Annotated in this window: 11 protein-coding genes; 3 read left to right on the top strand and 8 right to left on the bottom strand. The window is 41.8% G+C overall.

The window, feature by feature from the left end; genetic code table 11:
- The first annotated feature begins 41 nt into the window (after positions 1-41).
- From K7X70_RS16695 to K7X70_RS16685, 3 genes are all read left to right on the top strand, one after another.
- Positions 42-6161 (top strand): alpha-2-macroglobulin family protein, encoded by a 6120-nt coding sequence (locus K7X70_RS16695; RefSeq protein ID WP_222538117.1) that lies wholly within the window; start codon positions 42-44, stop codon positions 6159-6161.
- A gap of 186 nt (positions 6162-6347) precedes the next feature.
- Positions 6348-7556 carry a purine nucleoside transporter PunC gene (gene punC, locus K7X70_RS16690; RefSeq protein WP_222538116.1) on the top strand — a complete coding sequence of 403 codons (1209 nt, stop codon included), beginning with the start codon at positions 6348-6350 and terminating at the stop codon, positions 7554-7556.
- A 233-nt stretch (positions 7557-7789) separates the two neighbouring features.
- Entirely contained in the window at positions 7790-8575 is a 786-nt protein-coding gene (locus K7X70_RS16685; protein WP_222538115.1) for a hypothetical protein, read from the top strand.
- A 19-nt stretch (positions 8576-8594) separates the two neighbouring features.
- Here the strand turns inward: K7X70_RS16685 and K7X70_RS16680 are convergent, their stop codons facing one another.
- The 8 genes from K7X70_RS16680 to K7X70_RS16645 form a co-directional block, all read right to left on the bottom strand.
- Complete coding sequence (locus K7X70_RS16680) at positions 8595-8945, bottom strand: MmcQ/YjbR family DNA-binding protein (RefSeq protein ID WP_222538114.1); 351 nt, start codon at positions 8943-8945, stop codon at positions 8595-8597.
- A gap of 32 nt (positions 8946-8977) precedes the next feature.
- Entirely contained in the window at positions 8978-9661 is a 684-nt protein-coding gene (locus tag K7X70_RS16675) for a DUF2461 domain-containing protein (protein WP_222538113.1), read from the bottom strand.
- A gap of 117 nt (positions 9662-9778) precedes the next feature.
- The gene (locus K7X70_RS16670; RefSeq protein WP_222538112.1) at positions 9779-10663 is read right to left on the bottom strand and encodes a DMT family transporter; all 885 of its coding nucleotides are present in this window, start codon (positions 10661-10663) and stop codon (positions 9779-9781) included.
- A gap of 84 nt (positions 10664-10747) precedes the next feature.
- Entirely contained in the window at positions 10748-11248 is a 501-nt protein-coding gene (locus tag K7X70_RS16665; RefSeq protein ID WP_222538111.1) for a hypothetical protein, read from the bottom strand.
- The gene (locus K7X70_RS16660) at positions 11235-12506 is read right to left on the bottom strand and encodes a phthiocerol/phthiodiolone dimycocerosyl transferase family protein (protein ID WP_222538110.1); all 1272 of its coding nucleotides are present in this window, start codon (positions 12504-12506) and stop codon (positions 11235-11237) included. The genes K7X70_RS16665 and K7X70_RS16660 overlap by 14 nt, the downstream gene beginning before the upstream one ends.
- Positions 12503-13759, bottom strand: coding sequence for a condensation domain-containing protein (locus K7X70_RS16655; protein WP_222538109.1), 1257 nt, complete (start codon positions 13757-13759; stop codon positions 12503-12505). The genes K7X70_RS16660 and K7X70_RS16655 overlap by 4 nt, the downstream gene beginning before the upstream one ends.
- A gap of 5 nt (positions 13760-13764) precedes the next feature.
- Positions 13765-14964 (bottom strand): glycosyltransferase, encoded by a 1200-nt coding sequence (locus K7X70_RS16650; protein WP_222538108.1) that lies wholly within the window; start codon positions 14962-14964, stop codon positions 13765-13767.
- A 21-nt stretch (positions 14965-14985) separates the two neighbouring features.
- Positions 14986-16200 (bottom strand): nucleotide disphospho-sugar-binding domain-containing protein, encoded by a 1215-nt coding sequence (locus tag K7X70_RS16645; RefSeq protein WP_222538107.1) that lies wholly within the window; start codon positions 16198-16200, stop codon positions 14986-14988.
- Positions 16201-16209: the final 9 nt, after the last annotated feature.

Raw genomic sequence — 16209 nt, 5'->3', positions numbered from 1 at the left:
ATCCCTATATTCAACACGTTTATTACGCTCAACTATATTCCATGAATTACCTCTCTTCCCTAGTGGCTTTACTATTGGTATTGACAATGACGGCCTCAAATTCCGCAGCTCAAGTTTTACCTACCAGCAATTGGACCGATATTGAAAACTCCATCAAGACCCGCAAAAACTTAAATGAAACCTTGACAAAAGTCAATAAAGGGAAATCTGAGGCCAGGTTAAATGGAAATGACATTGAATTTGCAAGGTATGCTTACTATCAAATGCTCATTAAAGACTTAAAAACAGAAGACAGCCTTTATTTTAAAAACAGCGTATTCATCGACAGCCTGTTAACGGATCCGGGCAGTTCAGATCTTCTTAAAAACGTCATGCATCTTTTACAGGCCAGACGACTAAAATTGAGTCAATATAAAAGTCTGAAGTTCAAGACATTTCGCTTCCCGCCAATCAGCCAGCCCTATAACTACACGACACTGACCCAGCAGGAAAGAGATAGTCTGATCAGATCGCATTTCAATGCAGTCTCAAAACCAGGTAACAAACCACTAAAAGTTACGGAAGATCTCAATTGGCTGTCTTCAAGTGCAGATCAACTGTTATTCAAACCTGATTTGGCCGATATTTCGCATTCTGAAAAAATTGCCTACGAATTTGGTAAAAATAGCGTACTTCCTTTAACAGCCGATCAGGTAAAAGACTTAATAACGGCCAGTTCAGCCAAATTCAGAAGTCAAATCAGGGTACTCCATGCCATGGATAAATCCGGTTCAAAACTATTGCAATCTTACCTGGGCTGGATGGATCAGCACATTGCTAACCCGGAAAAACTAGAATACATTCAGCTGCTGCTAAAATACTTGATGTATACACAGTATCAGGAAAATGAAATGGTGAGCGAAGCCTGGAAGAACTTCATCGAGGAAGGTTTAAATGCTAAATATCAAATGATGCATGCTGCTACTGCCTACCATTTATTTTTAATACACTATAGAAACGGAAGCAGGTATGGTGTTCAATTTGAAGATAAGTACAAAGGACAACTTGCCCTTGCCGTCAATTTGTACGAACAAAATAAGCTCGTTTTAAACCAATTCCCCAGCTACAGGAACAGTCTGAAAACCATGCTGAGAAAGATCAAAGCGCAGGAATTAAGATTCCAGACCGAGGATCAACAAATACCTGAGCAACCCATTCTAATTACCGCAAAATATAGAAATGCACAAAAGCTATTTTATAGGATCGTAAAAGTCGGCGTAGAAGAACAGCTACCAACTGAAAAAATACCCCGGTTAAATGTGTTGCTCCGCAAGCACGCTTTCCGGGATTCGAGTTTTACCCTGCCCACCTTACCTGGGGATTATGATAAACATAGTGCTTATTTAAAACTGGAAGCATTACCATCAGGATCCTATTCTATCTTACTTTCCGTAGAAGAAATCAAGGAAAATCAGGCTAAAACAACTATAGAAGACCTGAAATTCCAGGTTTCCAGCCTGGCCGCTGTAAATACCGGCGATCGTTTTATGGTGCTCAATCGAAAGACCGGCGTAGCAGTTAAAGGCGTAAAAGCCAGTGGCACCTATTATCTAAAAGAGAAAAACAAGAAAGTCATCCCGAAGCAGTTTAGCAAGCAAAACTTCATTTCTGATGCACAGGGATTTGTATTCAGCGAAAAAAAGAGTGCCGATAAAATCTTATTAATTTTAGGTGTAGATACCCTCCTTCATCATTTTGATACTAATGCAGATCCATTGCCAAAAGGAGTTTACAATACCGAGGATTATGAGGACCTGGAAGACTTTTACGACGAGGAGGCAAAGCTCCATATTTATACAGACAGGAGTATTTACAGACCTGGCCAGCAGGTATTCTATAAAGCCATTTTATCTACCAGAGACCCTGCTACCGGAACCCCGGTGGTTTTCAGCGATGCGACCAATCCAACTTTCAAAAAATGGCTGGCGCTTTATCATCCTCAGTTAATCTTAAAAAACCCTACTTATAAAATAATCGATACCATCAGTATAAGTCCAGATGCTTATGGTAGTTTCTCCGGCTCCTTTCTTCTGGCAAAAGATGCATTACCGGGAAGATGGGAGATCAGCAGCAAAAACGTGGATGACGAAAGCGGAAATTTTAAGGTAGAAGAGTATAAACGTCCTACTCTCGAAATGACCATGGAAAAACCGAAAGAAGGAACCATGCCTGGCGAACCTTTCGAATTGAAACTAAAAGTAAAATCACTGAGTGGAGCAGATTTGAAAAATGTAATGATTAGTTATCAGTTGGAGAAAGATAATTTCAAATATGGCCGTTCCAACCGTAAAAAACCAAGATTACTAGATAGTATTGGCTATACCGATGCACAGGGTGAACTGGTAATTCGGGTAAAAGATACCATTGATCCTGAAACCTTGAAATCCCAGGACAAAGAGCAGCTCTTAAGCTACCAGCTGAACGCCATAGCAACGGAATCTACAGGCGAAAGCATCCAGTTTCAAGACCTGTATTTTCTTTCTTCCTGGCCGGTAAAAATCGATATTCCTACAGAGAACTATTACGATAGAAAGCATTTACCAACGCTCTCTATCCTTGCCAAATCAACCGTCAGTAGTTATAAACCGGATCGGATTACTTTAAGCATCTATAAGCTGGAACAAGTGCCGGATACCATGGACAATAAAAAGGTAGACCAATGGCTATACTCAAAAGAAAACCTCAAAAATTGGTTCCCTAACCTGAATTTCCAGGAACGAACAAAACAGGAAAAACAACTGGTATCTACAGAGGAGATCCCCATAGATAGCATAACGAAGTATGTTTTCCATAAAGACATGTTCCCTAGCGGCAGTTATGAAATCATGGCCAGTACTCAGAAATCCGGAGCGCTCAGCGGGCAATCATCCCGAACATTTAACATTTTCGACAGTCAGGAAAGAACAGTTCCTGGCCGCCTGGAAGACTTCAATTATCTTCCTTTAAATGCCGTAAATGCTGGAGATACGCTAACTTACTATACTGCAGCTGTAAACCATGCTTATGTCACTTATTGCCTGAAATATTATGCAAAAACAAATAAAGGATTGGCTGTACAAACCCTTTACCATAGTCAGTACCAAAACAAAGGATTACAGGTCTACCCAATCAAAATCCCTAAAGATGCAGTAGAGAGTCTCCTTTTTACGAGTGCTTATGTGCTAAATAACCATTTATATAAAAATGAGCATTCCATCTATTTACAACCAAGTTTAAAAGAACAGCCAGAGCTCATTATTGAGAAGTATAGAAAAGTAATGACCCCAGGCGCCAAGGAAACATTCAGCGTTTCTATTAAAACAGCCAAGGAAAATATTGCGGCACAACTCATGACCGTCTTGTATGATGCTTCGCTGGACAAACTGGAATCCCACAATTGGGGAAACCCCTTTAACAGTTATTTTAATGGCTATTTTAACAGATCCTGGAGCTACAATGTGACGAATATGCAGCGAAACATTCCTGACCTCTTCCAACTTAGAACCGACGATTTTATCATCGATGACTATTACCGCGTCGACCATCTTTTACAGGGCAGAGTTCCAGGTTTGAGCATTGGCAGTGGCCTTCAGCAAAGTAATCAACTTGATGAAGTTATGTTGGGCGGATATGGCATGAGGGGTAGTACCACTACGATAAAACTTCGGGGATTAAGCCATTCTGCTAATAACGATCAGGTTCTGAAGATTGTAGATGGAGTGCCATATACCGGATCCATGGATAAATTTGATCCGGCAACCATTCAGATGATGGTATTAAAAGGCGCAGAAGCTACTGCCCTATACGGTTCCAATGCAGCTGGAGGGGTCATCATCATCAGCACAAATGGGAAAATCATATTACCTAAGGCCATAGAAGAACCAAAAGCGGTGATCCGCAAAGATTTTAATGAAACGGCCTTCTTTTATCCGGCCATATATGCTGATAAAAACGGCCTGTACACCTTCAGTTTTACCATGCCTCAAACTGCCACCGCATGGAACTGGAAAATGCTGGCCCATACCCAAAAAGGTTTATATGCTTATGCAGAACGTAAACTCAATACCCGCTTAAATCTAATGGTGCAGCCTAACATGCCCAGGTTATTATATCAGGGAGATGAGCTGGTTTTAAAAAGCAGGGTCAGCAATTTGGACAGCATCGCCATGAATGTGAAACTGAGCTGCAGAATTGAAGATGCAATAACAGGCGAAGACCTCACCTTGCTGCTGTTAAAAGGGCAGTCTTCTAAAATGATTAATCTGCCGGCACAACAAACCGGCAGTGATGGTTTCAGTTTTAAAATACCAGAAGATCAATTGAACCCTTTAAAAATCGTGACCACAGCCACCGGCCCTGGAATAGCTGATGCTGAAGAACATACCCTTCCTATTCTCCCAAAAAAGATATTTGTGCGCGAGCAGTTGCCACTGGTTTTTTCTGCTAAAGACAGCGTCATAAAAACGCCAGCTCTTCCTTCCGATGCGGAATTATATGGCTTGGGGATCTACATTGACCCGAAGCCGCAAGCAGCAATCATCAATGCCCTGCCCTATTTGGTAAATTACCCTTATGATTGTGCTGAGCAGACTTTCAACAAGTTATTTGCTTATGTTACCGCAGGAAAACTGATGAGATCTGATGCTGCAATTGCCGCATCTTTCCTTAAAGCAGGTCGGGAATTAGCTACAGATAGCAGCAAATCCGCTCTGCTTCCTGATGAACTGACCGAAAGCAGTATGCCCTGGTTAAACCTGGCAAACCAGACTTCAAAACAGCACAAACAACTTTATCAGACTTTAGATACCCTTGCCAGCAAACCCAAAATGTTAAGCCTTCTGGAGAAATTGTATAAAATGCAGAATGATGACGGCGGAGTGCCCTGGTTTGAAGGTGGCCTCAGTAACAGCTGGATTTCCAATTACCTGATCCGCGGATTTGGGAAGCTACAGCAGTCAGGCTGGATCGCTCCAAAACCCCAGGAGCAGGAAATCTTTCTAAAGAAAATAATCGCGTATGCTGATCTTCAGTTCCTAAAAAACCCTGCAGATTCGCGTCTTTATGATGCTGATGCCAGGTCATATTGGAAAGATCAATATAAAATTGACCCATTGGTTTATAAGAAAATTCAGGAGTCGATCAGCAGTCAGCTGGAAAACATAGATAAAGCCTCCTTATACAATCAGGCATTATGGATTACTACCGCCTCAAAATATGGCACTGAAGAAGATACATTTACCGCAAAAATTGAATCCCAGCGAAAACACCTCCTGGAACGCGCCATCAACGATGAGCAGCATGGACTGCGCTGGAAGGAATTTTCAAATGGAGGGGACTTAAACCATTCCAAAGAAGAAACCATTGCCATGCTTTACGAAGCTTTTTCCGGGAATAAGTCGGTTAGCACTGGCTTGGTTAAATGGATGCTGACTGCCAGACAAGACTATAACTGGACGAGTACTACAGGTACTGCTGCTGCAATTGAGATGATTCAGGCCTCCCCGGAATTGAACATCAGCGCAGCTGCCGATGTAGTAACCGCTAAAATTGAAGATCAAAACATCAGTGTTTCCAATGATTTGATGAGCGGAAAAAGCAATCAATTCATCAGCTTATCGAAAAAAGCACCAGCAATCCAGATCTTCGCAAATCATCCTGCTGCAGGTGGTTTAACCTGGTATTATTTTAGCGCATCTCCAAATACAGATACCCTTAACCCAGCGCTGAAACTGGTAAAAAGTCTTTACACCTTTAATGCTAAACTGGATAAATGGCTGGAACTCGGCCCTGCTCAGGAAGTAAAAGTGGGAGATAAAATCAAAGTATTGCTTACTGTGGAAACAGAAAAACCTTTGCGTTTTCTACAAATTGACGACAAGCGTACAGGCGCTTTTGAACCATTGAACAACAAGAGCGGTCAGCAATACAAAGCTGGGATCCCTTATTATAAAGCCATCAGAGACAGTGGACAACAATTGTTCATTGACTATTTACCATCTGGCCGATCAGAATTCAGTTATGAAGTCATCGTTAGCCAGGAAGGAACTTTTAGAAATGGTGCAGCAGTATTACAGTGTTTATATAATCCTGGAATTACCGCGTACAGCAACTCCATCATGATCCGATCGAAACCGGCTCAATAATAGCTACATCTATTTAAAACCCTCATTAAAAGGGCATTTCTTCACAGGAATGCCCTGATTTTTTTAAACTGGATAGGATTTCATTGACAACCATACGATTTACATCGATGAATTCGAAATACCGATCAATACCGTGATCAATTATGACATGAGTCAGACTAGCTTTTGTCTTACCTTTGCGCCATCATGAAAAATGAGATTTCCTCTACAAATAACAAAAACAGTTTTTTATTTTTTATCTACCTCGCAGGACTAAGCATTATTGGATTTTTAGCCACAGACATGTACTTACCTGCATTTGATAAAATGCGCATAGATTTAGGCACCAGCAAAAGCAGTATCAGTGGCACATTGAGTTTATTCCTGGCAGGATACGGTATCGCACAACTATTATGGGGCCCTATTTCTGACCAAGTTGGTAAGCGAAAAACAGTCCTTATGGGACTCGGTATATTCACTATTTCCTCTCTAGGCATCTATTTTACCGCAAGTGTATCGGTTTTACTCCTGCTCAGATTAGTCCAGGCCATTGGTGTCTGTGCCGCCGCCGTAAGCTGGCAGGCTTTAGTGATTGAAAGGTACCCGAAAGAAGAAACCAACAAAATATTTGCTTCAATTATGCCATTGGTGGCATTATCGCCCGCATTAGCACCATTAATTGGCGCTTTCCTGCTCAATTACTTTGGCTGGAGATCAATATTTATCGCGCTCGCACTCATCTCCCTGCTGCTCATCTTATACACCTTAACGATAAAAGAAGAGAAAAAAACGGCTGATAAAAACAGTGAAGCAGCCGGTGATGCAGCTGATCAAACCTATTGGTCTCTTTTGAAATCTAAAAAATACTTAGGAAATGTATTACTTTACGCCCTTTGCTCCGCCGCTTTTTTTGCCTGGCTAACGGGTTCTCCGTTCTTTTTAAAGGAACTTGGCTACAATGAAAGTGAAATCGGCTTTAGCTTTTTCCCTCAAACCATTGCCTTTTTGATTGGTGGGTATGGCTATCGAAGCCTCTCCAGCAAAATAGAGGGGAAAAAGCTACTTCCTTATTTACTGATCCTATACTCAGCCTCTTGCCTATCCCTTTATTTAATTACCATTTCAATTACGCCAACCTTAACCATTTTGTTAATCCCGTTTTGCTTAATGGCATTAGCTAATGGCGCCTGCTATCCAATCGTGGTTGCAGAAGCTTTAAAGCTGTTCCCAAATAATGTAGGAAAAGCAGCTGGCCTGCAAAACACCATTCAATTGGGCATTTGCTTTTTAGCCAGTGCAGTAGTCTCCTTGTTTTCAAAGGATGCATTGTTAACGACTACCATTGTGATGACCTGCACCATTCCATTGGTTTACATCGGCTATAAGCTGAGCTTACAAGGTGCTGGAGCCAGGTAAGCAGGCTTCAGCAAAAAAAGTCGTAAAACTGTTGTTTACTAAACTATTCCACCCTAAAAAACAACGCTTTATGAAAACATGGTACACTTTTGGAATTTCGATAATGACCCTGCCCCTGTTCAGCTGCAACTCCTCAAAATTGTTTAACATTCATTAACGTGGTATGCCTGCTTTCCATTGATTTTCTATAATAATCATTGTATCTTAGTGAGACACACAAATGACCTATCTATATGAAAATTAAACCATTCACCCTCCTGTTTTTTATAATAGGAACCCTTAGCGCGAATGCGCAAACTTACAGCATTTCGAAAACTGTCAATATCTTTGGCGACACCGTTGAGACCCATAAAGATCGAAACTTAAGGGATATTGCCATCATCACGCATTCTACTGATATTTTTGGAAACAAAATAAAAACCATCACCGGCCCGAATGGAGAAAGGATTCAGTCTATAAAAAAATCAAAAGATATTTTCGGGAACGATAAGGTAGAGATTTTCGATGAAAAAGAACGGTCTACCACTACCATAAAAACGACTACAGATATCTTTGGAAATGAGACTAAACACGTCAGCGGCGCAAATGGAAATGAAATCAGTTCGGTAAAAAAAACAAATGATATTTTCGGAAATCAGACCATCACCATCAACGATGGAAGCGGCGCTCTAAAGATGTCAGTAAAGACAACTACTGATATTTTCGGGAATCAAACGAAAACTGTAACCGATAATAACGGCCAGCAAATAGGTTCTATGAAGAGATCTACCGATATATTCGGGAATGATAACATCACCGTGATGAACCGCAATGGACAAACCAAACTAACGATAAAAACCGATACCGATATTTTTGGAAATGAAAAGAAAAGTGTAGTCGATGAAAATGGCAGGAAACTATTTGACATCAAATCAGTCAATGATATTTTTGACAATACCAATACCACCATTGATGGCGACAAATCCGTTCAATCCAAAAACTTAATGATGAAATTGATACTGGGCTCAGCTGATTTCTGAGACCAGCTGCTGGCTTTGCTTAAGCCCTGATTTCTTCCTGTATTTTCTTTGGTAAGCTATTTAGCACCAAATCATAGGAATCATCTATCAACTCCTGCAGCTGTCTCATTGTTAATCTACCATCCATAAAAACCGTATTCCAATGTTTTTTATTCATGTGGTAACCTGGTAAAATCTCATCATATTGCTCCCGCCATTCAATGGCCTTTTCCGGATCACATTTTGCATTAAACCGATTGCCAGTAGACAAGCTGCAGAGTAAAAAGATCTTCTCTCCTACTTTAAAAACCAAAGTATCCTCGCCAAAAGGAAAACCCTCTGTGGCTGCCGGCTTTTGCAAGCAATAATCTCGTAATTCTTCTATGTTCATATTTAATATCAAATATAAATATTATGTAAATTTTATGCCTGCAGACCATTGATGTCGGTGCTCAGCACTTCAGACATATAATCAAGAAATGGGCGCATATTTTTAAAGGTTTCGCCAGCCTCTTTTAGAAAACCGGGGCTTAATACTTCTTCATCAGAAAACTTCCTCAGCACTAAAAACTGCTTATAACGTAAAAGATCAATCGCCTCATCATTCGCATCAAATCCTTTTGGACTGGTTTTCAGCTGTTCTCCCTGCAGCGTTTTGAATGTAGAAATGAAAGCCGCATCATTTAAGATCTTCCTCATCGGCGCAGCATCAAATGAAAAATCTTCCCTGATCAGCTTTAGATCATTCGCATTTGGCCCCCAAAAACCACCGCCAATAAAAGTATTGCCAGGTTCAATATGGAAATAATAACCACCCCTGCGGTGTTTGCCCGAACGTTTAAAACTGCCGCTCCAATGTGTTTTATAAGGTGTTTTATCTTTAGAAAAACGGGTATCTCTATAAATCCTGTACACACTTTTCGCTCCTGAGGGAGTTTCAATTACATCATGAGTGTTCAGGTCCTGAAGCAAGGCCTCTGCAAAAGCGGTGACCATCGCCTGCTCTTCCTGAAATTCCTCTTTATTGGCGTTGAACCAATCCCTGTCATTGTGATTCTTCAGCTTATTTAAAAAAGTAAGATTGGATGGAGCTAGTTGGCTTGTCATTTTCATATTGAGGTAAATCAGATCTTAGATAACGGTTATCATCCCGTAAAGTTCAGAAAAAAACACTGAATTATGGTTTTGCTAATTTAAACCTGATAACGACAGCATCAAAGAAAATCAGGAAGCTACTGTCTTTTCCTTCACACTTTCTGATATGATATTGATCATTACACCAGTTAGGATCAGCGCAACTCCAATCATTAAACTGGAAGTCAGGATTTCATGAAATAAAACGACACTCAGGGCTACTGCTACCACCGGTTCTAAGGCACCTAAAATGGAAGTCGGCGTTGATCCAATACTTTTTATCGCATACACCAGGGCCGACATAGAAAGCACAGTTGTTACAAATGCAAAGGCCGTGAAGTTAACAAACAGCTCTACATTAGGGATCAGCAATGATTCCTTCATGATCAGCGTTTTACCAAAGTAAAAAACCGAAGAAAATAACAGGGAGTAAAAAGTGATCTTAAATCCGGAAGCATTGATTTTCGCTTTATTGACGACCACCATATACATGGCATAAAAAGCAGCACTTCCCATAGTGATCAGCAGTCCAGGTAAATTAATGTCCAGGGCACCATCTTTAGCACTCAATGCGATGATTCCAGCAATAGTGATGACCAGCGAAAGCACCGTGAGTACGGTAATTTTCTCTTTGAAGAAAAACGTCATGATCAGTGCTACGATCACCGGATAAACGAACAATATGGTGGAGGCAATTCCCGGCGACAAATAATCGTAACCCATAAATAAAAACTCTGCGGAGAGCGCGTAGAAAAGTCCAAGCAATACCAGAATCATAAATTCTGAACGGTTTACCCGCAAACTTTCCTTCTTATAAATCAAGTAGCCCAAAATGAATATTGCTGCGATAAAAAACCGATAAAACAAAGTGGTATCCAGCGAGAAATGACTCGCTTTTACAGGCAAAATAAATAACGGAATTAGCCCGTAAGAAATGGCCGAAATGGCGGCCAGCAGATACCCTTTAACCTTCATGTTTTCAATTGCTTTATGATTTCTGTAGACCAGTTTTAAGCCGGATTTACAGAAATTTCCCGCAAATATACAACATATACCAGGTTAAAAAATGCCAATCGCTTTCACTCTTTTTATCGGCCATAGCGTAGATAAGATCGTAAGCACTGCAGCCACAACTCCCACAATCAGAGAGAGTACAGTGCCATCAAAACCATAACCTTCCGGCACATTCAGCTGCACCAGCAGCAGCACCAGCACATTGACCGATAAAGAAAGCGCGCCATTGATCCCAGCCATTTTAAACATAAACCTATTCTTGGATAAATCCTCTGGCAGTACAAAACCCGCTTTCCCTTCCTCCGACAAAATGATGGTCCTTTTTAAAATGTCATAGGTAATGATAAAAGGCAGGAATAAAGCCATGGGCAATAAAAACCGCGCCATACAATACTCCCCTTGAAATAAGTAAACAGGCCCTAAATCCCTTAATGTTAAATAAGGAATCAGGGTATTAAAAAAAACATTAGGGACCGTATAATACAGCAGTCTCTTTTGAATAAACTTCCTGAATACCTGATTGTCCTGATTTTTAATATGAAGCATAATCTACCATTACTTCAGCCATCAACAATTCCAATGCAGTGTCCCTAATCTTTTCCGCTTCCTTTTTATCCAGAAAAGCATGGTTAGATAAAAAGGTAAAGTCCATTCTCCCTTTAAAAGTGCTCAGCACTAAAGTATTGGCATTGCGCCATGGAAAGCCTACGGAAGGACTATAAAGCGTTTCTACCTCAAAAGAATCGTAGTTTTCCGGGATTCCAAGTCTGCCCATATTGGATAGTGTTAGATCATGTCCTCCATCAGTAGCACGCAGGTATTTTACCATCTTCCGAACGGATCCATGGAAATATTCACTCATCACCAGCAGTTCATGGACCTTCATCCCCTCGATTTTAGTCTTCAGTTCCTCTTGCAGCTTTTTCGCCTTTGCCCAAAAGTCTTTTTCTTTAGGAAGCGACAACTCTGCAATTGGTGCAAAAGCAAACATCGTGTCTTGCTTAATCTCTTTCACAAACCGCCTCACATCCACCGGACAAATCACTTTCCCCTGTGCTTTACCCCCTCGAACCGCCTTAAACGCATCCAGGAAAGCCACACACAATGCTGCATGCAGAGTCAGTCCCGCTGCTTTACAGGCCAGCACCAACCTTTTGGTTTCTTCTGCCTCCAGCTTCCAGTGCAGCATATACCCGGATCCTGCTGGTTGCTGATTGCTGGTAGATTTGAAAAGGAAAAACAACTTCGCGATCACTGAAAAGAACTTTGCTTTAACCACCTTCGACCGCGTACTAGAGAAGGTTGCAGACAGCAATTCTTCAATGGAGTTAAAAGACTGATAAGGCAACAGCTCCTTTTCGGGATGGTCTAAAAGCATCAGCATTTCCGACATCAAAGCCACAAAGGTTGTTCCATCGCAGATACAATGCGGACAAACCAGCAAGAGTTCAGAAACGTCCTCCCCTTTTAACCAGACCAACCTGGCCATTGGCAGGTTAGGCTCATCGAACAGCTTTTCCCATTCTTGCGCTGATTCCTCCATCCAATGATCATCACCTTCTCTTTTTATTATCTTAACAGGGATCGGCTCCAGGTCCTCAGATAATTCATAATAAGGCCGTCCTTGCTGATCTTCCCTCACACTGCTGCGCAGCAAAGGATGTTTTTTCTGGATTTTAGCAAGGGCAGCATGTAAGTTTTCCGCTGAAAAACTACCTCTTATTTTAACTGCAAAGACGCAGTTTAATGGCGTTGATTCATCTACATACATGATTCTTTCGCCCATGATCAATTTTCTTTTCATAGCTGTGTATGGATGATTTCCATCAGTTTCTCCTGAATGGCGAGCCCTTCTTCATAAGGAATAAACCCTTCACTGGCAATGAAAGTAAAATCCATTTGTCCGCGGTAAGTAGAAGTCACCATTGTAGTGGTATTGCCTAAGGGGCCGATTACAGATGGACTGTAGATCGTTTCCAGCTCAAAGTTTTTATATTGATAAGGGATGTCTAATTTCCCAAGATTGGAAAACATACAGTCATTGCTGGACTTCCCATACTTTAAAAAGTTTGTAAATTTATCCAGAGAGGCATGAGATTCTTCCATCATCATGATATTCTCATAAGCATCCAGTTTTGCCGTTTTATGGTTGATATCTTCCTGCATCTTCCGGGCATTGCTAAAGAAATCCAACTGCTGATCCGCAGAAACCACGAACATCAGGCCGAAGGCAAAGATGTTGTCTCTTTTTATTCTTGGTGCAAACCTCCTGATGTCTACCGGACAAGAGATTTTATTGTGAAACTGATCTTTTCTGACAGCTTTAAAGGCAGCCAATACCGCTGCACAAAGCATGGTATTCACCGTAATTCCCTCTGCTCTGCATTTCAGCATCAGCAGGTCGCTCAATTCCTTTTCCAGCTTCCAATGCAGCATATAATCCCTTTTCCGGGCTACCAGTTTTTTCTTTACCGGAACCAGCCAAAGGACGAAAGTAGCGACACCGCCAATCAGCTTAGCTTTAACACGCTTTTTCCTGTTTTTCAAAACCTCCGCAGGAATGATATCATTTACGCCAAGAATCGGATGTTCCAGACCAATATCTACAGATCCATCATCCAGCAACAACAGGAATTCAGACAAGATCGCCATCGCTGATCCCCCATCGCAAAGGCAATGGTGGATCACCAGGACCAATTCCGAAACTACTGCCCCTTTGATCCATACCAAGCGCATCAAAGGACCTTTAGCGGTATCGAAAACAGTTGCCCATTCCACCGTAGTTTGTATTTTCCAATCCTCCTCATTTAAACGCTCCGTTATGCGGACAGGAATAGCCATCCCTTTCCCTTCCTTCACCACAAACCAGGGCATTCCATTTTCGTCATTTTCTATAGACGCGTTTAATAAAGGATGTTTTCCCTGGAGCTTTTTTAAGGCATGATGAATCGCTTCAGGTTCAAGAGTGCCTTTGATTTTTACCGGAATTACGGCATTAAAAGGTGCTTCCCCATTTCCGTGAAGCATCCTTTCTGCAAATAATAGTTTTCTTTTCATGGCCATTAGTTTTCAATTGCTAATGCTTGTTCAGCAAATTCTTCCAGCAGTTCCACTGCTTTATCATTTCCTCCGGCAGCAATAAAAGTGTCCTTGATCCTTAACGCCGCATTTCTATACTGTGGGTTTTCCAGCAATTCAAATATGGCTTGCTTCAGGTCTTCAATCCTTAGTCTTTTGTACCTGATTTTGAGGCCGCATCCAGCGTTCTCAATCAGTTTTGCGGTATGAAAATGATCGTAGGCAATCGGTGTAATCAGCATTGGTAAACCATTGATGAAAGTATCATTCACCGTGTTAAATCCACCGTGACAAATCACTACATCCATTTTTGGCATGAGCTCTGCCTGTGGCACAAAGCCACTCACGATAAAGTTATCCGGCCATTTCTCAAAAATATCAGGATTTGTTGCGGCTACAATTGTTAAAGGTGCATCAGCAAAAGCATCAATCAGCTTTTGAAAAAATGCTGTCCTGATGTCAACCAGCAAGGTGCCCAGCGAAACAAAAACCTTAGGTGTTGTTGCTTTTTCCAGTCGCTCCCAATCAAATGCGACTGGATTTGGCCTTCCTTTTACTGGACCTACAAATTTCATGTGTGGCATCGGATCTTGTAAACCGGCAAATTCCTGTGAGGTAAACACCAGGTTCAGCTTTCGGGAATGGATCACAATATCCTTCCCATATACCCCAAATTCCTCCTGCAGACCTTTTACTAGATTTTGTTGCCATTCAAATATTTTGGGCGCAGAATTGGCGGTATCTCCCATTACATCCGGTGGTACTGGTGTAGTCGTGACGCTGGGAATCCCTTTAATATGCGCACATAAAGCACCTGCAAAAGTGATGCAATCGTTCACGATCACATCTGGCTGCCAGGCATCTACAAAATTCCCTAAACCTTTCATCATGATGCGGGCAATGGGTACATAGGTTTCTTCCAGCGCGAGTTTCATCACCTCCGGACCGGAACAAGCAGGCCCATCATCCTGGCGTTTCAATATTTTCTGCAGCTCCTCCTGGTATTCCAGAAGATCTGATTCCGGGTATATATATGCTCCTCCTTCAGGTACATGACTTGCGGCAAGGGGCGTAATGCCCAGCCATTTCACCTCATGACCTTTGGCAATTAAGCTGGCACCAATACTTAGCGTCGGGCTGATATGGCCAAAAAAAGGGGGTACGACAAATAAAAACTTTGACATAATTTCTTTAATTATTGGATACTAATGATCATTATTTAACAAGGATAAGGTGGCGGAGCGACTCAATTCTACGAGCAGATCTGCCGCAGTTTCCGTACCACCGGCTTTACGGAAAGAGTCGCCAATCTTAATGGCGGCTTCCCTATAATTCCAGTTGTTTAAAATTTCAGTGACTGATTCTTGCAGGTGTTTTGCTTTAAAACGGTTAAAGTTTAATCGGAGTCCTGCCCCTACACGTACCACTCTTCCAGCCACATGCGACTGGTCGTAAGCAATTGGCACCACAACCATAGGCAATCCAGCGGTTAAAGTTTCGCACACGGTATTGTGTCCGCCATGGCAAACTACAGCATTCAAATGAGGCAGCAGTTCCAGCTGCGGCACATTGCGCTGCACAATGAAATTCCCCGGCCATTCGGTAAAAAGATCCGGGTCCGAAACCACCACCACTGTCATTTCAGTATCGCCAAAAGCTTCGACCACTTTTTCAAAAAAACTCTTTTTATGCTCATGGTCGAAGGTCGTTCCAATACTCACCAGCAGTTTTGGCCTGTCCTTTCCCTGTTCCAGTTTTTCCCAATCAAATGAGGTCTTTTCGGTTCTTTTATGGATGACCGGGCCTACAAAACGGTATTGCTCCGGCAAATTCATCTCTCCAAAAAAGGCTTTGGAAGTCAACACCATTGTCAGCAGTTCAGAACAGGCTATCGAATCTTCCCGCGTCACCCCAAATTCCTTTTGCAATGCAATGATCTGACTGACCTCCCATTCATGGATTTTCGGCAATTCATCCATCACTTTAATCGCCGCAGGTGCAGTGACCGAAGTCACATAAGGAATGTCTGCTTTTGTGGCCGCAATGGCACCTGCAAACATCTGGTGATCAGTGATGATCAAATCCGGTTTAAACAGAGCCAGCAAGTCCACAATACCTTCATAACTATGTCTGTTCAAAGGAATCAAGACTTCTTCGTACAGAAATTTGATGCTATCAATACCGTAAACGATCTTCTTGGTGATGAGGTCCAGGTACTTTTCACTTTCTTGCTTTTGCTGATCATTTTCAGCGTATTCAATCAACAGCAATTGTCCTCCTTTTGGAAGCCTGGCTTCCAGCGACCGGTCTAAACTAATCCAGGCCACCTCATGTCCGCGATGCAGCAAAACAGCGCCAATACTTAGTGTAGGGTTAATATGTCCGGTTAAAGGCGGAACTATAAATACAAATCTTGCCATAGGACAATT

The sequence above is a fragment of the Pedobacter polysacchareus genome (assembly GCF_019802255.1).
Classification (GTDB): domain Bacteria; phylum Bacteroidota; class Bacteroidia; order Sphingobacteriales; family Sphingobacteriaceae; genus Pedobacter; species Pedobacter polysacchareus.
Note: the sequence above shows the minus strand (reverse complement) of the source record. Positions and strands in the feature narration are given on the sequence as shown.